At 56.4% G+C, this 18,388-nt stretch carries 11 protein-coding genes; 8 read left to right on the forward strand and 3 right to left on the reverse strand.

The genetic code is table 11. The features are described 5' to 3' along the window. Positions 1 to 952: 952 nt before the first annotated feature. A complete protein-coding gene (locus Q31a_RS06420; RefSeq protein ID WP_231691090.1) occupies positions 953 to 5,377 on the reverse strand; it encodes a PVC-type heme-binding CxxCH protein in 4,425 nt (1,474 codons plus the stop codon). Positions 5,378 to 5,590: 213 nt separating this feature from the next. On the opposite strand from Q31a_RS06420, the gene Q31a_RS06425 reads away from it, so the two are divergent. The 7 genes from Q31a_RS06425 to Q31a_RS06455 all read left to right on the forward strand — a co-directional run bounded on the left by Q31a_RS06425 (position 5,591) and on the right by Q31a_RS06455 (position 15,411). After that, positions 5,591 to 7,270, forward strand: a complete 1,680-nt coding sequence (locus Q31a_RS06425) for a DUF1549 domain-containing protein (protein ID WP_197356318.1) — start codon at positions 5,591 to 5,593, stop codon at positions 7,268 to 7,270. A gap of 328 nt (positions 7,271 to 7,598) precedes the next feature. Beyond that, positions 7,599 to 7,793: a hypothetical protein gene (locus Q31a_RS06430; RefSeq protein WP_145075655.1), complete on the forward strand. Its 195-nt coding sequence runs from the start codon at positions 7,599 to 7,601 to the stop codon at positions 7,791 to 7,793. A gap of 242 nt (positions 7,794 to 8,035) precedes the next feature. Beyond that, entirely contained in the window at positions 8,036 to 10,162 is a 2,127-nt protein-coding gene (locus tag Q31a_RS06435; RefSeq protein ID WP_145075659.1) for a hypothetical protein, read from the forward strand. Positions 10,163 to 10,331: 169 nt separating this feature from the next. Continuing rightward, a complete protein-coding gene (locus Q31a_RS06440; protein ID WP_145075661.1) occupies positions 10,332 to 10,964 on the forward strand; it encodes a response regulator in 633 nt (210 codons plus the stop codon). 127 nt (positions 10,965 to 11,091) lie between these two features. Continuing rightward, a complete protein-coding gene (locus Q31a_RS06445; RefSeq protein WP_145075663.1) occupies positions 11,092 to 12,471 on the forward strand; it encodes a mandelate racemase/muconate lactonizing enzyme family protein in 1,380 nt (459 codons plus the stop codon). An 80-nt stretch (positions 12,472 to 12,551) separates the two neighbouring features. Further along, positions 12,552 to 13,466, forward strand: coding sequence for a hypothetical protein (locus tag Q31a_RS06450; RefSeq protein ID WP_145075666.1), 915 nt, complete (start codon positions 12,552 to 12,554; stop codon positions 13,464 to 13,466). A 451-nt stretch (positions 13,467 to 13,917) separates the two neighbouring features. Further along, positions 13,918 to 15,411 carry a sulfatase family protein gene (locus Q31a_RS06455; RefSeq protein ID WP_145075669.1) on the forward strand — a complete coding sequence of 498 codons (1,494 nt, stop codon included), beginning with the start codon at positions 13,918 to 13,920 and terminating at the stop codon, positions 15,409 to 15,411. Between the two features lie 25 nt (positions 15,412 to 15,436). On the opposite strand, the gene Q31a_RS06460 is transcribed toward Q31a_RS06455, so the two are convergent. Both Q31a_RS06460 and Q31a_RS06465 read right to left on the reverse strand, forming a co-directional pair. Beyond that, complete coding sequence (locus Q31a_RS06460) at positions 15,437 to 15,763, reverse strand: cupin domain-containing protein (protein WP_145075672.1); 327 nt, start codon at positions 15,761 to 15,763, stop codon at positions 15,437 to 15,439. Between the two features lie 265 nt (positions 15,764 to 16,028). Then, positions 16,029 to 17,354, reverse strand: coding sequence for a hypothetical protein (locus Q31a_RS06465; protein ID WP_145075675.1), 1,326 nt, complete (start codon positions 17,352 to 17,354; stop codon positions 16,029 to 16,031). A gap of 331 nt (positions 17,355 to 17,685) precedes the next feature. Between Q31a_RS06465 and Q31a_RS06470 the strand changes: the two genes are divergently transcribed. Then, positions 17,686 to 18,117, forward strand: coding sequence for an RrF2 family transcriptional regulator (locus Q31a_RS06470; RefSeq protein WP_145075678.1), 432 nt, complete (start codon positions 17,686 to 17,688; stop codon positions 18,115 to 18,117). The last annotated feature ends 271 nt before the right edge of the window (positions 18,118 to 18,388 follow it).

Here is an 18,388-nt window from a genome sequence, read left to right on the forward strand (position 1 = left end):
CAGGATCGATTGAGGCTGTGCGTGGACGGAACTGAAATCAACGGCAGTGGATGCGACTCGGCCCTACGCCAAATGACCGAGTCTTCTCCAGGGATGGAGGATATTTGAATAAATTGCAAGATCGGTCAAGGGGCTTTGGCTGAATTATTGCCGGGCAAAAGCGTTTTTCCACAACTGCCTGGTGGTGTACCCGTTGCAACAGGAGTGCAGCCTGCCTGCGGCTCCTCGGCGGCCAGTATGTAGTCGCCGGTCGAAGTGGCAAATCCGCCGTGTAAGTGCGCTCCGGCCACGTGACTTGGTGGTCTCTGGGAGCTTTTCCCAGGGGCTTGTCAGACTGTGGATTTAAGAGCGTCTTTATGTTTCCCGTGTAGGTAGCGTCCTCAGTCGCTTTGTAGCGGAGGTTATCTTTCCTTGCTCACCGGGCTGTTGATTTAATAGCGTCTTGAGTTTTAACGTGCAGGTTGCACCCCTAACCGCCCTGTAGTGGAGACCACCTATCCTTGCTGACGCGGCGGGCTAATATTTCAACAGCCCGTTACGTGGCGGGTTGCGATTTTGGCAGGGCGCTGTGTAGCGGGGGTGATTGGGGAGGGGGCTGTTTTGCCGTGATGGTCGCGTCTTCAGTCGCTTTGTAGAGGTGGCACTTTTCCTTGCTGACCGGGCTGTTGATTTAATCGCAATTTGAGTTTTAATGCGGAGGTGGAATCCTTAGTTGGCTTGTAGCGGAGGTTATCTTTCCTTGCTCACGCGGCGGGTTACTATTTCAACAGCCCGTTACGTGGCGGGTTGCGATTTTGGCAGGGCGCTGTGCGGCGGGGGGGATTGAGGAGGGGGCTGTGCGGCGGATTTTCCTTTGTTTGCTGTCCTTGGAAATCCTCCACAGGAACCAGAAGTGTGACTGCCTCGGCAAGCCACAGTCCTGGAGCTGCGGAGATATCGCAACTCTTTCCGTCTATTGGTAATCGCCAGCCTGCTCTGCGGTAATGGCCATGATGATCGGTGCTGAAGCATCATCGCCTTTGACGAGATCGACTGAGGCAATGGGCTGGTTCCGCTTAGGGGAAATGGCTAGGTAACGCACCTGCTGGTTACCGAGGGGGAAGGCGAATTGCGACTCTGGCACATCCACGCGTCGAATGTAGTCAGCAAAATGCACTCCATTGATTAGCGGATGCTCCTCCGTTTCTCCGTCGGCATAGTGAAAGCGAACAATCATTGAGACCGATTTGCGGTTGCTGTAGGGGAATCCCCAGCCGCTGACGCCACTGAGTAGGTGCAATTGCTTGAGGCTCATGTTGCAGGGGAGGGTGACTTGCTTGGGCATTTTGGGAGGAAGTGTTCCGTTGGGGCCATGGAGCAAGACGATGTTCGGAACCCGCTTGCCTTGCGGGTCAACTAGTTGAAACGGCACCCCTTGAAACTCCTTCGGACTCCAATCGCTGAAAACCATGCGGTCGGGGCCGTTGTCTCTTGGTTCGAATAGTCCCTTGGTGCTGACGGCTGAAGCCACGCTGGCCAGGGGCAAAGGCACAAAACGTCCTTTGCTAGTCAGGAACTCCAGCAAGTCGGTCATCTGCGCTATCGACATCTGCTCTTCAAACCCAGCTGGCATTAGCGAGAGCTTGGTCGACTTGATTTCCTCAATGTCTTCTCGGGAAATGGACTTGCGTTTCCCTTCCGCATCAATCAACTCTACGGCAGCCAGGGATTCTGCAGCCAACATGCCGCTCAGGACTTGTCCCTCGGCGGTCAGCAGTGTGTAGCGACGGAAATTTCCTTCCACACTGCGACTCGGATCCAAAATGTGAATAAGCAACTCTTCCTTAGGGTGCACGGCCATGCCGGTTAGGTCGGGCCCGATTTCATTCCCTTCACCAGAGTGCTTGTGGCAGGCTGAGCAATTTTTGACAAACAGTTGTTTACCAGCGGCAGGATTGCCGGTTGCATGAGTTGCCTCCGCGAATCGTTCGATGACTTTTTGGCGATCCGCATCGATCGCTCCACCCGCTGATTCAAAGAGTTTAACTGCTTGGGCGCGTAGTCGCCGGTCGGGATGCTCGCTGAGTGAAAGTCGTTGGTCGAGCGATAGATCGCTAACGGAGACGACTCCTGATTGAATACCGGCCAGCAGTTCACGAGTGGTTTGGGGGCGGGTGACGAGCATGGCCACCACGTCACTGCGAAGGCCTGGAGTCATCGATGGCCAAGCCGCCAATAGTTCTTCGGCAACGTTGTTGGCTGTTGAATCTCCTAGGGCTCGCACTAGCCCACTGGCGACAGGAGGCGGGACTTGAGGAGTCACCAGTTCAATTAATTGAGTTACGGTCTGAGGATCTTCCGAGTCCATCGCGATCAACTCTATGGCCGCTGCAATGCGTTGGCGATTGCTTGCCTGGGAGTCCTCGACTTGGGTCAGCAAGGTTTCGGCCAACTGCTCTGCGTAGCCGGCGGTCTTCCTGCTTCCCCAAGCTTTCCCAAGCCGCAACAAGGGGCCCAGTTGATCGGTCGCCGAGTCCTCGAGGAGGGCTGCCAATGTCTCTTCGCCTTGTTCCGACAGTGAAATGGTGCTGTCCTTGGGCCAGCCGACTGCGAGGCCGGTCACGACCGGTCCGCGGCTGCCTCCCTCGGCGGCGGCCAAGGCGCTGAGTAAGTGCTCAACGCCCGATTGGTCAATACCAGAACGCGAGATGTGTTCCGCGACAACTCGCAGAATTGGTGCCGCAAACGGTTGTGCTGGCTGGGCCAGTATGGATGCGAGAAAGGGCTCGGCATGCATGGCTGCTGCGCAAATGGTTGCCTCATGCAGGTAACGATCCTCTTGAGTTTTGCGGTCCAAAGCCAGCTCTGCGAGCATTGGGCCCGCTTGGCTACTTGCCGGCATGTCCGCCAAAGCCATCAGAGCTCCGAGTTGCACCTGAGCGTCTGTGTCCTGCAATAGAGCTGCGGCAGCAAGTGCGGTGACCGACGATTCGTTTGCTGGTAATACGAGTGCTGCATTGCGACGCACGCCGGCAGCGGGATGATTCAATGCAGCGCGGACTGCTGCAGCACTTGTGCTGGAGGGATTCGCTAAAGCCCCCAGGCCGTGTAGGGTCCACAAGGCGTGAATGGCTCCAGGATTGTTGCCAGTAGTATCGACACTTTCATCCTGCAACAGTTCTGTCAGGGCAGGAACGACATCTAACTCACCGCGTTCGACGAGCAGACGTTGTGCGTGGCGGCGCCAGAGTCGATTGGGGTGTTGTAATGCAGCGACGAGTTCCTCCGGGTGTTGCTGGTTGAGCTTTGGAAATGCAACCGCTTGTGGTTCTCCGGCAGAGCCGTCGTAGACCAGTCGATAGATGCGTCCATGGGTTTTATCCCGCAGGTCCGATTCGTAGGCATTGCCGCGACCGGTTTGGAAGCCTTGAGGCGTAGGATTGTGTTGCACAATATAGTTGTACCAGTCAATGATCCAGACATTGCCGTCTGGACCGACTTCCGCCATGATGGGAGCGGACCATTCATCATCGCTAGCAACTAGGTTAAAAGTGTTGGCATCTTCGAAGCTAGCGCCTCGCCGGTTGAGGACAAACGTCCCAACCAAGTGCCCCGTAGGTCCCGCCACGAATGCGACGCGATTCCACCAGCTCTGCGGGTAGTTCCGGGCGGTGTACAGTGCATGGCCGGCACCCGCGGTGTAACCGCCGTGCTGATCGACTTGCCGCACTTTGTCGGTAATGGGATCGAATAGGTGGTCGGCAGAGATTTCATCGGCCAGCAGAGACGGAGTCCAACCACGCACGCGTTCGTAGTAGCGGTTCGGAACTGGAACAAAAAAGCTTGGTGCGCGATTCGCGGTGGACGCAAAGATCAAGCCCTCTTCGCTGATTCCCAAGCCCCAGCTGTTGTTGGTGGTCGAACGCACAAATTCGACGTTGGTCACTTCCGGCTGTTCAGTCCCGGCAACCGTAAAATTGAATGGCCCCTGCCGGAATCCAGGGTGCGTACCGCCGGCAAACTTGGGTTTGGAGTTGTTGTACCCTTGCATGGCCCAGTAGCGGTTGTCCAGGCCATACATGAAATTGCTAACGCCGCCATGCGTGTCGCCCAGCTCCCAGCCCGAAATTAAGACCTGGCGTTGATCCGCTTTTCCATCTCCATCATTGTCTCGTAGAAAGAGGGTTTGCACGCCGGCTTGAACGATCACGCCACCCTGCGCGAATTCAAGGGATGTGGGGATGCTCAACTGTTCGGCGAACACCGTAAACTTATCTGCACGTCCGTCTCCATCGGTATCTTCACAGACGCGAATTCGGTCACGCCCTTGTTCGGGCGGGACGAGTTCGTTGGGGTAGTCGACGGTTTCACAAATCCACAGACGCCCCTGCTCATCCCAGTTCATGGCGATCGGTTTGCCTTGAATGTCAGGTTCGGAGACGAACAGTTCCAGGTGGAAATCGACTGGCATGACAAAGTGTTTTATCGACTCTTCTGGAGGCAGTGGACGCTGCATCTTGCTCAAGATTTCGCCTTGCGTGCCCCATCTTTCACCGGATAGATAATTGGGGATCTTGGGGCCAACTTCGTCGTATTCAAACGGTGCAACGTCGGTTTGGCCTGCCTGCATCTGGGGCGCGTCGAATCGCTGCGTGTCGCGATAGTCGGCAACGAGGCGTGGATCGTCTCCGCACGCCCAGCGGATACCACGCATCAGCAAGTTTTGAAACCCAGGGTGACTCCAGGTCCGCGTATCGTGGCCCCAGGCTGTGTAGAAAACTCTTCCTCCACCATGGGTGCGCACCCAAGTCCACGGTTCGGCATCTTTGCCTTCCGCCTGGACCCCCTGTTTGCGAACTTCAAGCACAACGCGGTTGCGTTCATTGTGCTTCGTGTGCACATAAGTTTCGTCCCAGCTGGAGAACCCACTGAAACCCTCCATGATGGGATGGGATGGCTGAACGATTTCCGTCGCAAAGCTTTCGCCACCGTGTTGGGAAAATTGGGCACCGATTAGATCCACGACCGGGGCCGAATTGCGAAAGCAGTAGGAAGCGCAGTGGAGTGGTATGAAACCGCCCCCCTCAGCCACGTACGTCAGCAATGCAGCCTCCTGTTCAGGTGGCAATTCGTCGATGTTGGCATACACCAACAGTCCGTCGTAATTCTTCAAGTTCGCTAGGTTGAGATCGGATAAATTCTCGGTGTATGTGATGTGGATTCCCTCTGCAGCCAACGGGGGCGTCAGAGCCGCAGACAGACCTTGTGGGTTATGGTGCCCTTGATCGCCTAGAAAAAGAACTTGCAGGTCGCGTGCTTGTAGGTTGACTGCAGCTAAGAGCACGATTAGCAATGCGCGAAGGCAGGATGGGGGGGGCAGCATGTGCGAGCCTGACATGATGGAGTCTGAAGAGAGATGAGTGCCGCGTCATGGGGTTCGTCGGGGGCGACGCGTCGCCCCATAGTGTAGCCAGTTAGCAAGCGATTCGCAGCCGGTTTTCCCAAGGAGCCTAGGAAGTTTGCTTTCCCAAGGGGTATACTGGATCGCGATGAGAGTGGTGCACTGGTTGCTACATTCGTTGCGAAGTGATGGGAGTGGGAGTCTATGGCCATGTTGAGGAGCATTGTATCCACCAACTTCCTGGGCAGGCCCGCAGCTGCATGGCTCTTGATCTTGGGCGGCTTGCTCCCTGTTTCATGGGCAGCAGACAACCCCAGTGAGATTGTGGGCAAGGACACGCAAATGGAGCGGAGCGTGGCGATGAGCTCGCGGGTTGACGACTTGCTCAAGGAGCACCTGCAGTCAATCGGTTGGGAGGCGGCCCCGAAGTGCGAAGATGCGGAGTTTTTGCGACGCGTTTATTTGGATTTGACGGGCGAATTGCCCACCGGAGCGGATGTCCTTGACTTCTTGGAGGACCAGGGGCCGAAAAAACGCATCCAAGTTGTCGAACGCCTTTTGGACTCCCCCGCCTCGGCGGCACATCTGGCACGAGTCTGGTCCAGCTGGCTTCTTCCGGCCGAGGACGGCGCCGCTCCATTTCAGCCTCAACCTTTCGGTCTCGAAGCATGGCTTGCGCAACGATTTGAAGAGAACTTGCGTTACGATCGACTGGTTGCCGATTTGTTGGTTTCCAGCGGGCCGACCGAGAGCGGTCCCACCGGCTTCTTTGTCGCTCTCGGAGGCGATCCAAGCCGGATTGCGAGCAAGACGGCTCGGGTTTTCATGGGGGTGCAACTCGATTGTGCCGAATGCCATGACCACCCTTTCGACGACTGGACGCAACAAGATTTCTGGGGCTTTGCCGCTTACTTCGCACAGTTATCCACTGACTCCGGTGCTGCGATGCGCAGCGGTGTCTCGGTCGCTGATGTCGCGGTGGGGGAGGTCTCGCTACCTGATACGGAACAGGTCGTTGCTCCGAAACCCTTGGTGCAAACCGGATTTAGTGGGATTGGTACCGGCTCGCGACGGCAGCAGCTCACGCTGTGGCTTACCGCTCGCGAAAATCCCTTTTTAGCGCGTGCCACCGTGAATCGGGTCTGGTCGCTGTTGTTTGGACGCGGTCTGGTCGAACCGATCGATGATATGCGAAGTTTGGAAATTGCTTCACACCCAGAGTTGCTCAGAGAATTGTCCGAGTATTTTGCCAGCACGGGATACGACCTCCGCGACCTGTTCAGCGTATTGGCCAAGACCGCGGCGTACAGTCGATCGAGTCGTCACCCGAGCGGTGTGCCGCCGGAGGCGAGCTATGCCAGCATGACTGTCAAGCCGTTGACGCAAGCCCAGTTGTCAATGGCGTTGAACCAAGTGTCGAGGCAGCTCTTTGAGCCAGGCGGGGGGACGACTCTCCTGCTTCAGAGGCAGTTGGGGCAACTTCGGGGAGACGAGAGCGAAGCTAAGCTGGGGATTATCAACGCGTTGGTAACCCTGAACGGGAGCCTTTGGGATCGTATTTCCCGCGAGAACTCCAGCCGCTTGCTCAAAGCTTTGGAGGGCCCCCATTTGAACGGTCAAAAACAATTGCAATGGTTGTTCCTGACAACGCTCAGCCGGCTGCCAAGTGCAGAGGAGGTTGCGGTTTTCTCCGAGGTGATGGGACGCGCACCGGCCGCCCATGGAAACGATGCGGCCGACGACAGCCAGGAAGAGGCTGCTGGGCAGGGGGCTGGCTCCGGCATCCAAGATGCTGTCGCACTGCCATTGAAGCCGGATGCGGTGAAGGCTTGGCAATCCGACCTCTTATGGGCCCTGCTAAATTCCACCGAATTTGCCATGACACCTTAGCTCACCAGGCTCGTTAATTGGATTGCCAGTACAATTTCAATGTGGTGACCGCGCGTCGAATGGAACTGGTCGAATTGCGCTGAAGCAGCAAATATTCCTGGCTTGCTCACTGGATTATTGAGTTGTCAAAGCGGTTGCGGTCGTGCCGTGGCGGCAGTGGTCTAGAAAAACGCATTGCAGAGGTCACTGCGCGTGTTTTCTCTGGCGGCTGTTCATGTGCCTCGAACCGCAGAAAGAATGTTACCCTTTTGTTCCACGAATGTAGCCTCAGGTGCGCAAGCTTTGGCAGAGCGGCTACGGATGGCTATCGGAGGAAGCGAAGTGGACCATGCTGCTACGTATCGGGTATCAGGTATCGGGTAGCAGCGTCGAGGCTCGCGTACTACTGAAAGGTTGCACTGTGAACATCTCGGATGGTGAACATCTTGGATGGGAAGATCTCGAGTGGAAACACATTGAGGAAGGTACTGCCCAAGAGCGAAAGGCGGTACTGGTTCCGTGGGAGACCGCAGCGATTCGGTAACCGGTGATTCGCAACAGGTCCGAGGGTGGCGGCGCGTGGTGAGAGGGAGGGCCGCGCCAGGCGTGCGCGTCTCCCCAATTGCAGTGGCTGACTACGGAACAAGTCGGAGAAATCGGCGGATAGAGAGCTCGCGCAATGAGAATCACCAGAGTTCCCGTTTGGCATGCAGAAGACTGGTGTCTGGCGGTTCGAGCTGCTCTGCGTGGTAAGCATTCACCTATTGCTCGCTGAGGAAAGTGAACATGGCATCGGAAAACTCACGGGTCCAAAATGAATTGCGTGTGTGGACGCGAGTCCCGCGAGGCGGTCGTGAATGCCGGTCAGTTCGGAGACGCAATCGAGCGGGCTGGAAGACCGTGGGGATTGGACGACTTCGGGGAATAGATGTTCGCGATCACCTAGGGAGTTGTTTTGCTTGCCTGGCAGCCTATGGGAGGATGCTTGCGATTTTTGGCTGCCTCCTGTTAGCGGGGTGCCCGGCAGGCCCCTCTCGCTCCAAGGCGCCGGAGACGGTCCAGCCGCCGGAGGAGATTGAAACGACCACTCCTCTCGCTCCAGCAACCAGTTTTGCGACTGCCGATTCACCGCCCGTTGAAGAGCCGTCTGTGGAAGAGCCGTCTGTGGAAGAGCAGCAGGTGGAAGTGCCTTCCAAGGGCACTTGGTCCACGCGGCGTATCATTGGTCTCGTCGAACGCGGGCCCAGGGTGCTCGACCTGTCACTGCAAATTGAGGAGCTGTCCCTCGAGGAGCAGACCCAGGCGGTTCTTGAGGGAGTCGCGGGACGCTTGCTCGGTGAGCAGTCGATGGATCTGTCGTGGACCGATTTGTTAGAAAATCGATGGGTGAAATCTGGCTGGATCGGCAATCTACTGGCTGGCGAATCTCAGCGCGAGCAGCTCATTGGAATGTACGATTCCGACCAGGATGGACTGGCGACGCTGGAGGAACTCCTGCCATTTCTTTCGCGTGGATTATCGCGGACTAGTCCTCTGCAGATTGCGGACCATGGCCAGAGCCCTGATCTCGCGGTGGGAGAATCGCCGTGGGGCAACCTGGATCCGAATCGCGACAATGCGCTCGATCGGCAAGAACTGGATAGGATGGCGGATGAAATTTGGCGCTACGATCAGAACGGTGATGGCTTACTCTCTCGGGCTGAGGTTTTGAAGCGGCCGGCCGATGGCGTGAGTTCCATGCGGCCCACGCGTGGCATGCTACAACGGACGACTTCCGTCATCCTGGATGAGATCGCGCCCACGAGCTTTGCCAGTAGCAGTTCGGCGGAGCAAGACGCCCGGGAGCAGGATGATCGCACGCGAACACTGAAACGCAAGCTCGCCAAGGATCTGTTGCGCAACTTCACCTTTCTCAACTCGATTGCTCGGGACCAGTGGCCCACCTGGAGTTCAGATCGGTGGGAATCTCTCGACGTGGACGGCGATTTACAGCTAAATCGGAATGAGCTAGAGGGGTTCGCTGATGTGGTGCCCGACGTCAAGGTGTACGGAAAATTCCCTACCGCAGAATTCTACGATGCACTGAGCGTAGACGCCGATGCCGCAGCACATCTCTCCACTGCCATGTCTGCCATGTCTGCGGAATCGAATATGACTGCAGCATTGAAACCTGCCAAATCTCGAGTAACCGCTGAGGTTCCGCGAGCGGAGATTCAATGGCATTCCAACCGAGAGGGGGGAGTTCTATTGATGCCAGGTTTGGTGGTTTCCGTGCAGGTTGAAGATGCGTTTTCTCTGGCCCAGCGAGCGCAATTGCGAGCTCTGATGGGCATGGCAGGGACCAATTCCCAGCTCCGTGAGCAACTCACTAGGCAATTGCAGTTGCAATCCGGTGCCCTCGACCTGGCGGATGAGGATGAAGATGGTCTGCTCTCCGACCAAGAGTTTCGCGAGGTTTGGAATTGGATAGCGGTGAGGCATGGTGCGCGGATATCGGTCCGCTGGGAGCTCGCGGCGACCCCCTGGTTCTACCTAATTGACTTGGATGGAAATGGCACGGTGACTGCTGGAGAGGTCGACTCGGCTGTCGATGGCATTGCAGCCATGGACCGAAATGGAGACGGCAGCGTAACGCCGGACGAGCTTCCGTTGGTCGTCTCCTTGCTGCTGCAGAGGACCGACCAGCGATTGCAGATGGAAGAGATTTTCCCCTCAAACGCTAGTGGTTCCGTCGGCCCAGACGGGGAGGTTGGAGGGGCGCAGGACTGGTTTGCAGCCACTGATGTCGACGGTGACGGACAGTTGAGTCGCCGTGAGTTTTTGGGGGATCGAGTCGATTTTGAGGGGTTCGACCAAGATAAAGACGGGATTGTGACGCGGGAGGAGGTTTACGAACATCGCGAAAGCAACTAAATTGTCAGCATGAGAGTACCACCTTTTGGTGCTCCCGCCCCACCTAATAAAATTTGGGATACCCCCAGATGGCTTGGGGGGTGAGCAATCTGGGAAGAATTGACCGATTCGGAAATGGCTCCGACGCCAGTTGGGCTTTCCAATCCAATTACTTATCGCGAGACATCACATGACGATTTCTTTGTTAGTCGCTGACGACCACCAAGTTGTACGACTCGGCTTGCGCAACATTTTGGAAGGCAGTGGGATCGAAGTTGCTGCTGAGGCAACGACTGGTGAGGAAGTGTTGCAGATCTTGCTCAACAACAAACCCGACTGTGTTTTGTTGGACGTCCGCATGCCGGGCGGAGATGGGTTGAACATTCTGGGCCGAATCAAGCTCGACTACCCGGAGATGCCGGTTGTGCTCTTTTCGACGTACGACAATCCGACCTACGTGGCTCGGGCGGTTGCTTTGGGAGCGGCGGGATATGTCTTAAAAGATGACACACCTGAGCGTTTGATTAGCGCGATTCAGGCGGCCGTTCGCGGAGAAGCTGCCTGGACACGGGAAGAATTGCGGCGCGTGACGGGTGCTTTGGCCACGCCTCGGGTCGTTTCCGATGTGGAAGTGCCATTGACGCAACGCGAGAGCGAAGTGCTACGGCAGTTGGCCAATGGCCTGACCAACAAGGAGATTGCTCTCGCATTGGGAATTAGCTACGAGACGGTTAAGGAGCACGTGCAGCACATCTTGCGAAAGATTGGCGTTTCCGATCGTACCCAAGCAGCGGTTTGGGCCGTGCGTAAGGGACTCGTGTAGCCGGTCCCGAAATGGCGGCAATGCCTTGCCGCCTGCCACCGACGGGCGTGTTATGCTACCCTAGGGCACCATTTGTGCAGTCTACACCACGATCGCGCCACGAACAGGAATAAGGAAAACGAAGCCGATGGGCAAATCCACGGATATCAGCCTCAAGACGGTCTCCAATAGCACTCGAAACTTCGTTTACCGTCAGCCTATGAAGTTCGGCGGTCGAGTCGTCGAAGATGTGTGTGTACTGCGAACAGAAATTTCGGTAACGAGCGGGAGCGGTCGCAAAAAGACCATTGGGATCGGTGAGATGACGATGGGGAATATCTGGGCTTGGCCCAGTAAGATCCCAGGTAAAGTCACTCTCAAGCTGATGCTGGAGCTCGCGAGGCGTCTGGCGCTGCGGGTTGAGGAAGCTTCGCTCTCGGGGGACCCACTGCAAATCACGCATCAAATCGGCCTGTTGCGAGATAAAATTTCTGCGGAAATGGTCGCTGAATACAAGATTGCGGAGGGAATTCCGCAATTGGCCGCCATGGTAGCTGCCAGTCCCTTGGAAGCGGCCGTGCATGATGCGTTCGGCCGCTCAGTCAACCAGAGCGTTTATCAGTGCATGACCAGCGAGTTCCTGAATGAGGATCTGAGCGCTTATCTCGGGGAGGAGTTTGTCGGCAAGTACCCGGGGGAATACCTCTCTCCCAAACCGCGTCCCACAATGCCGCTCTACCACTTGGTGGGAGCCCTGGATCCGCTCAGCGATGCCGACCTCAAGACACGCTTGGATGATGGATGGCCAGAAACCCTGGAGAAGTGGTTAGAAACCGACGGCATTACGCACCTCAAGATCAAGCTCGATGGGAACAACATCGACTGGGACGTCGGGCGGATTGTTGAAGTGACGCGCATCTGTGAACAGGTGTCGCAGGAGCGGAATTGGAAGCTCTCCTTTGACTTCAATGAGCAATGTCCCAACGAGGACTATGTGCTGGATTTGCTGGAGCGGATCGAACGTCTATGCAACCTCTCCTACACGCGTTTGCAATATATTGAACAGCCCACGCCACGCGATTTGAAGACGCGGACGGAGATGACGGTTCACCGCATTGCCCGTCTCCGCCCCGTGGTAATCGACGAATCGCTGATCGATGCAGAGAGCCTGAAATTGGCTCGCCAGCGAGGATACACAGGGCTTGCGTTGAAAGCCTGCAAGGGCCATTCAGAGTGCATGATCATGGGGGCTGCTGGGGCCCACTACAACATGTTCACCTGCGTTCAGGATTTGACTTGCATAGGCGGCTCGTTCCTTCACTCGGCGAGTGTGGCCAGCCATATTCCTCGTGTGGCCGCCATCGAAGGGAACGGTCGGCAGTACGCTCCGGCTGGCAACGCGGCCTATATGGAGCAATACGCGCCCATGTTCCGAGTGCGTTATGGAACGATTCCGACCGAGCTGCTTGACGGGCCTGGTCTAGGGTTCGATTGGCAGCCCTTGGGCCAGGATGCTCCTGCAGAATAAATGCAGATTGACGTTTCGGTCCATTTCACCGGAATGGTATGCTGCTGCGTGGAATTCTAGGTCCTGGTACGGAAACACGCATGTCCGGTTGTCGAAAAGCTATTGTCTCAGTGGCGATCCTCGTCGCGCTGGGACCGCAAGCAGGTCTCAGTCGAGCCCAGACCGTTCCTCCGGCTGCAAGTAGCTCTCCGCCTCCTGCAGTTGCTCAACCTGCTACATCCGCACAGCGCGTGCTGCTCGAGGACGCGGTCACGACAGCGAGTGCTAGCGAAGCCGGTCCGTTGGCCACCCCCGAGCTCTTGGCTTGGCTCAACCGGATGATCCACGACAATCTTCCTGAGACCTACGAAGATGATCGTAAGTGGAACCAGCAGAAGGAGGTTTGGGACGGCATCAAGATCTGGCGCGAAGGCCTGCGTATTGAGACGAAACGCAAGAAGAAGATGGTCAATGCTGGGACCTGGACACGCTACTCGATTGAATTGGTCGACCCCGATCAGACGGTTCAAGTGCAGTTCCACCGACTGGAAACGCTCCCGGACGGCAAGATCGCTTTCGGGGTAACCGTCGACTGCCAGCTCGATATCTTCGGACGCCTCAGCCAATGGGTGCGCGATGTGCAACTGGTTAGCATCAGTGCCAATGCCGATGCAAACTGCCGTTTGACGTTAGACGGAACTGTCGAGTTTCAGATGAACATTCTGCGGCTTCCGCCCGACATCGTCATCAAGCCACACATCGACCGCGCGCATGTCGAACTGACGCATTATCGGGTACGTCGCGTCAGCCAGATTGGCGGTGATACGGCTAAGTTTCTCGGGAACAGCATGCGGGGCGTTGTCGACGAAAAACTAGCCGACTTGAATGGAAAGTTGGCTGGGAAAATCAACACTCAATTGGAAAAGAAGAGCGACAAACTGCACTTTTCTCCTCAGTTCTGGTTGTTGAGTCGGCTGCCCATGCCCGGCAATACGGCGGCGTTGGCCACGCCCTAGGCATGGACGCTGTGGTGGCCAGATGCCTCGGTTCGCCTGAGCTGCTTCTGCCCGCCTAGTTCTGCTGAACTGTTTTTGCTGGATTGTTTCTGCCTGTCTGGTTCTGCTGAACAGGTCCCCTTTCCTGCCCTGCTCTGCCCTACCGTTCTCTGCTGTGGGCTGACTTTCTCAGAACTGGCTGTTTGCATATGAGCCCCCTGCATGAGCGGCAGCGGGTATACTGCACTTCACAACTTGGCGGGCGGCGCAGCATCGCTACCGCCGCAGTTGAAGAGACGTACAGCGGGGACGCTGCGCGTTCTCCATCTCTGCAGGCCTGCGTTGGGACGGCACATGGGACGGCATCGGGCGGGCGTTTCACCGGGTGGATGTCCCCTCGGTCTACTCCCCGGTGTCCCGGCAAACGCGGCGACGGTGCCCGGCTCTTCCTCAACCTATCAGGACAAATTTCATGCTCAATTTTAGGATATCGTGTGTCGTCGTCCTGGGGTGCTTGAGTTCCGCCGCGCTGTCTGCCGAACGCCCCAATATTGTCATTATCTATGCGGATGACATGGGGTATGGAGACTTGGCGGTCCAGAACCCGGATTCAAAAATTCCGACACCGCATCTCGATCGGCTAGCGAGTCAAGGGATGCGATTTACCGATGCTCACTCTTCCTCAGGTATATGCACTCCGAGCCGTTATGCTCTACTTTCCGGCCGATACCACTGGCGCAAGTTCCACGGCATTGTCAACGCTTGGGGAGAATCGGTCTTTGCTGCCGAGCGACTGACCCTTCCCGAGATGCTCAAGGGGCAGGGATACACGACGGCCTGCATCGGCAAGTGGCACCTTGGGTTTGATTGGAAAGCGATTCGGAAGCCCGATGCACAAATGGTGGAGTCTGGGGGCCGCAAGACTTGGGGAGCCGACGCGTTTGACTGGCACAAGGCGATACCGGATGGGCCACTGGATCATGGGTTTGACTACTACTTCGGAGATGACGTCCCAAATTTTCCACCCTACACCTGGATCGAAAATGATCGAGTTGTGGTGCCCCCGACCGTCCCCTACGTTCCCAATCCGGCGCCCTCCGAAGGCAGTCCTGAGGGAAGGCCTGGTCCGATGGTGGCCGGTTGGCGGCAAGACGAAGTCATGCCGACGTTGACCGATAAAGTTGTTCACTGGCTGGAGCAGCAGCAGGGGAATGAGCAGCCGTTCTTTTTATACTGGCCATGGACTTCGCCGCACGCGCCGATCGTGCCAGCCGCACAGTGGCAAGGGAAGACCGAAGCTGGCGGGTTTGGAGATTTCGTGGCGCAGAGCGATGACCATGCCGGTCAGGTCCTCAAAGCACTCGATGACTACGGTTTCACCGACAACACCCTGGTTATTTTCACTGCCGACAACGGCCCTGAACGCTATGCCTATGATCGCATCAAGAATTATGGCCACCACAGTACTGGTCCCCTCCGAGGCCTCAAGCGGGACGTTTGGGAAGGCGGGCATCGCGTCCCGTTCATTGTTCGCTGGCCACAGCACGTTACCGCGGGTAGCGTCTCTGCCGGCTTGATGAGTCAAGTCGATATCATGGGCACGCTAGCTGCGATCTTGGACATTTCCTTGCCCGCAGGGCAGGCGGACGACAGTTACAATCAACTCTCACTATGGCAGGGAGGAGAAAGTGCGAGAGATTCCATCGTCCACAATACCTTTGCAAAGTTGTATGCAATTCGCCGTGGCTCTTGGCTGCTCGTCGATGGCCCCAGCGGCAATAGCTCTGCTGTGCCAGCTTGGTTCGACCAAGAATTTGAATATTCAGCCAACCAAGAACCCGGCCTGCTGAACGACCTTGCGACCGATGTTGGGCAGCATTACAACCTCTACGCGGAGCAACCAGAAAGGGTCCGCGAGTTGAAAGCACTGCTAAAAGAAAAGCAATCGCATGGAGAAGTGCGTTAAGAATTCTCCCTAAAGTGCGCGAGACTCAATTTGCTGACAGCATCGTTACCAACAGGGTAGAATTCTCGCGGGCGGTGACCGCATGCAATTCACCAGCTGGCAAATAGAGCAGTTTTCCGGCGGTGAGCTCAATCGAGTTACCGAGGCAATGAAACAATACATTGCCTTCGATGCAGTGCACGGTGATTTCGCCGGTAGCCTTGTGTTCTGGGATTTCCTTCCCCTTGGATATTATCAAGCGGCGGACCTTCATGGCGTCCGTCTTCAGGAGGATGCCGGGGCTGGCTTCTGCAAATGCAGCTCCTAAGGGACCAACGTCGATTGCAGTGCCGGGCTGTGCGAGTGTTGACATCGTAGGGGTTCCTTCATCGAGTGTGGTTGAATTGTGCCGTCGTGGTGGATTGCTGGTGTGACTGCCCCGCATCCGCAGCGGTGAATTTTGTCTTGCTACGCGCCATGTCGATGCTCACCGGACAGTTGATTTAATCGCAATTTGAATTTTAATGCGGAGGTAGTATCCTTAATTGACTTGTAGCGGAGGTTATCTTTCCTTGCTCACGCAGCGGGGTACTATTTCAACAGCCCGTCACGCAGCGGGGTACTATTCCAATAACCCGTTAGGGGGTTGCGACGTTCTGAGCCCACTGAGCAAACTCCGGTTTGGTCGCGGTGAGGATTTCGAGGATTTCGTGGCGTGTGCTTGTGGGGAGGTACTCATAGTCCGCGTCCTGGATCTCTCCTGACAAAATGCCATGCAAGCGGGAGACAACTCTCGAACGCACCATGTCAGGCAGAGTGTCGAAGGCAGGCGAGTAGATCAAGTAGCTGCATGGGTATTTGAGCAATCGGGTGGTGAGATCGAGTTGCCGGAGCGACCTGCCCTGGGAATCGTGGGGCCCTTGGGCTGAAAACTCAGCGCTGTAGGAACTCGACCCGCTGATGGGACTGGTCAGTTGAAACTCATCGTAAAAGAGCAAGTGCTTGATCACTTTTTCGGTAGCCGCGTTAATGCGCCGTTCTGCACTATCGCTCACGTGCCCCGGCTCTCTTCCGAGCAACTCGTTCATTTGGTAGGACTGGTGGAGGGCTAGCCGGGTTTCGTAATTGGCTGCTGCAATAGCATTGTGCATCTGAGTCTGGTGTTCAAGCACCATCAGGGCGACGAGATCGCTGTGGGGAGTCAGATAGGGCTCGGTGACGACAAGGTCCTCCAGAGAGGTGAGGTTGGCACCGGGTTCGCGTGAAGCGTTGCGATTGTTTTCCTCGGTGTAGGTCTGATTTCCCATGTGCCGCATGGTCCCGTGTTCGCCGGTCACGTACCAGCCTCCCCAGCGCTCATCAAAGGGGCTGGTGGCATCGGTCGTGTAGGTGCCGCTACCCAACAACGGTTGTCCCGCGCTATCGGCAAACACGCTGCGCACGAAGAAACCTGGAATGTTTTGGGTGCGACTGGTCGCATGGCAGGTTAGGCATTGCCCGCGATCACGCTCAAATTTGGGAGGCAACTCGGGATCCTGGCTTAGGGAATAGAAGATTGCCCCCTGCATGGGATCGGTGGTCGCAAACTCGATCACATCGCCGCGTTGGCACCAACCGACATAGGTATCGTCGTTGAAATAGATGGCGCGTGGCCGCCGTGGCGAAATGCGGTGCAGCTGCAAACTCGTTTTGGAGAACACCAGCACTTGAGAGCTCAGCGGTACGGTTAGGGCCTCCAACACCGACTTCAAATATCCATGTTCGGAATCATGTTCTAAGTGCTTCTTCCCTGACGCCAGCTCCTCAGCCAGGGTCGCAATTGGGTCGTGCACCTCCGCCTTGAGGTAGTCAATTGGTGGCCCTTCGAATCCAACCTGGGCTGCAACGATGGATGGAGATAGAATTGCGACCAAAGCCACGAGTATAGGAGCGCGGTGGAGCCAAGGGGGTGGTTGCCGTTTCATCTTCTACGACTCTCCAAAAATAAATCCGTTGCCAACGATAGGATTGAAGTGCAGGGTGCTGTGGGGGGCTAACTAAGATGTGAGGATAACGCGAGGCGGGAGAGTCTGTTATCCTGTGGGGCAGACCCCCCGCCGGGCTCGGATACTCAAGGATGCCCGACGCCTATTGTTTTGTTCCCCTAAGCACAGGTTACTTATTTCAATTGTGCATGTCAACGTGTAGAATTGAAGTCGTCAGCATTTGCGGTCGAGATCTAGCGGAATGCGAGCGTACTAGAGCGTGGCGAGCTGGGCACAAAAGTGCATTAGAAATGAGTTTGAGGAAGGTGAGATGTTATCGAAGACAGCCGAATACGCCTTACGTGCGGTAACCTGTATGGGGGACGGAGGTTCCGGGCATTCAATGTCGGCAGACCTCCTAGCGGAGAAGACGAAGGTTCCCCGTAGGTATTTAAGTCGAGTGCTGCAGGACTTAGCAGCTGCCGGTCTGGTGGCTTCACGCCCTGGTCCTGGAGGGGGGTATGAGTTGGCCCAGCCTCCAGATCGCATTCGCCTCCTCGACGTAGTGAATGCCGTGGCCCCTTTAGAGCGCATTCGCGAATGTCCTTTGGGATTGGTCTCGCATACGCAGCTGTGTCCATTGCATGCTGAGCTGGATCGCGCCTATGAAGCGACGGAGCGGGCGTTTGCGAGTGTCACGATTTTACAGTTGCTGGGGTCCACCAATCCCATTCCACCTTTATGCGAAGTGGTGAGGAAATAGCGAAGCCCTTCACTGCTAGCATTACAACCCTCACAACCGGCACAAACTATTTAGCTTAACTTGGCGGAATAATCCGGATCTTTTACCACGACCTGCCGAAAATAAATATTGACGACGTTATGTGGATCAAGTATTCCCCTGGAGGCGGCACGTTATTGTGCTGGCAGGAGGAGATTGATCCGAGCGGCTTGTGGCGAATTTTGCTACTTGAGTCGTTCGCGTCAAAGTTGAGAGGCAGTCTTGTTTCGGTGGTAGAGCATGACACGGTGAC

Origin of the sequence: Aureliella helgolandensis (assembly GCF_007752135.1) — a bacterium.
Classification (GTDB): domain Bacteria; phylum Planctomycetota; class Planctomycetia; order Pirellulales; family Pirellulaceae; genus Aureliella; species Aureliella helgolandensis.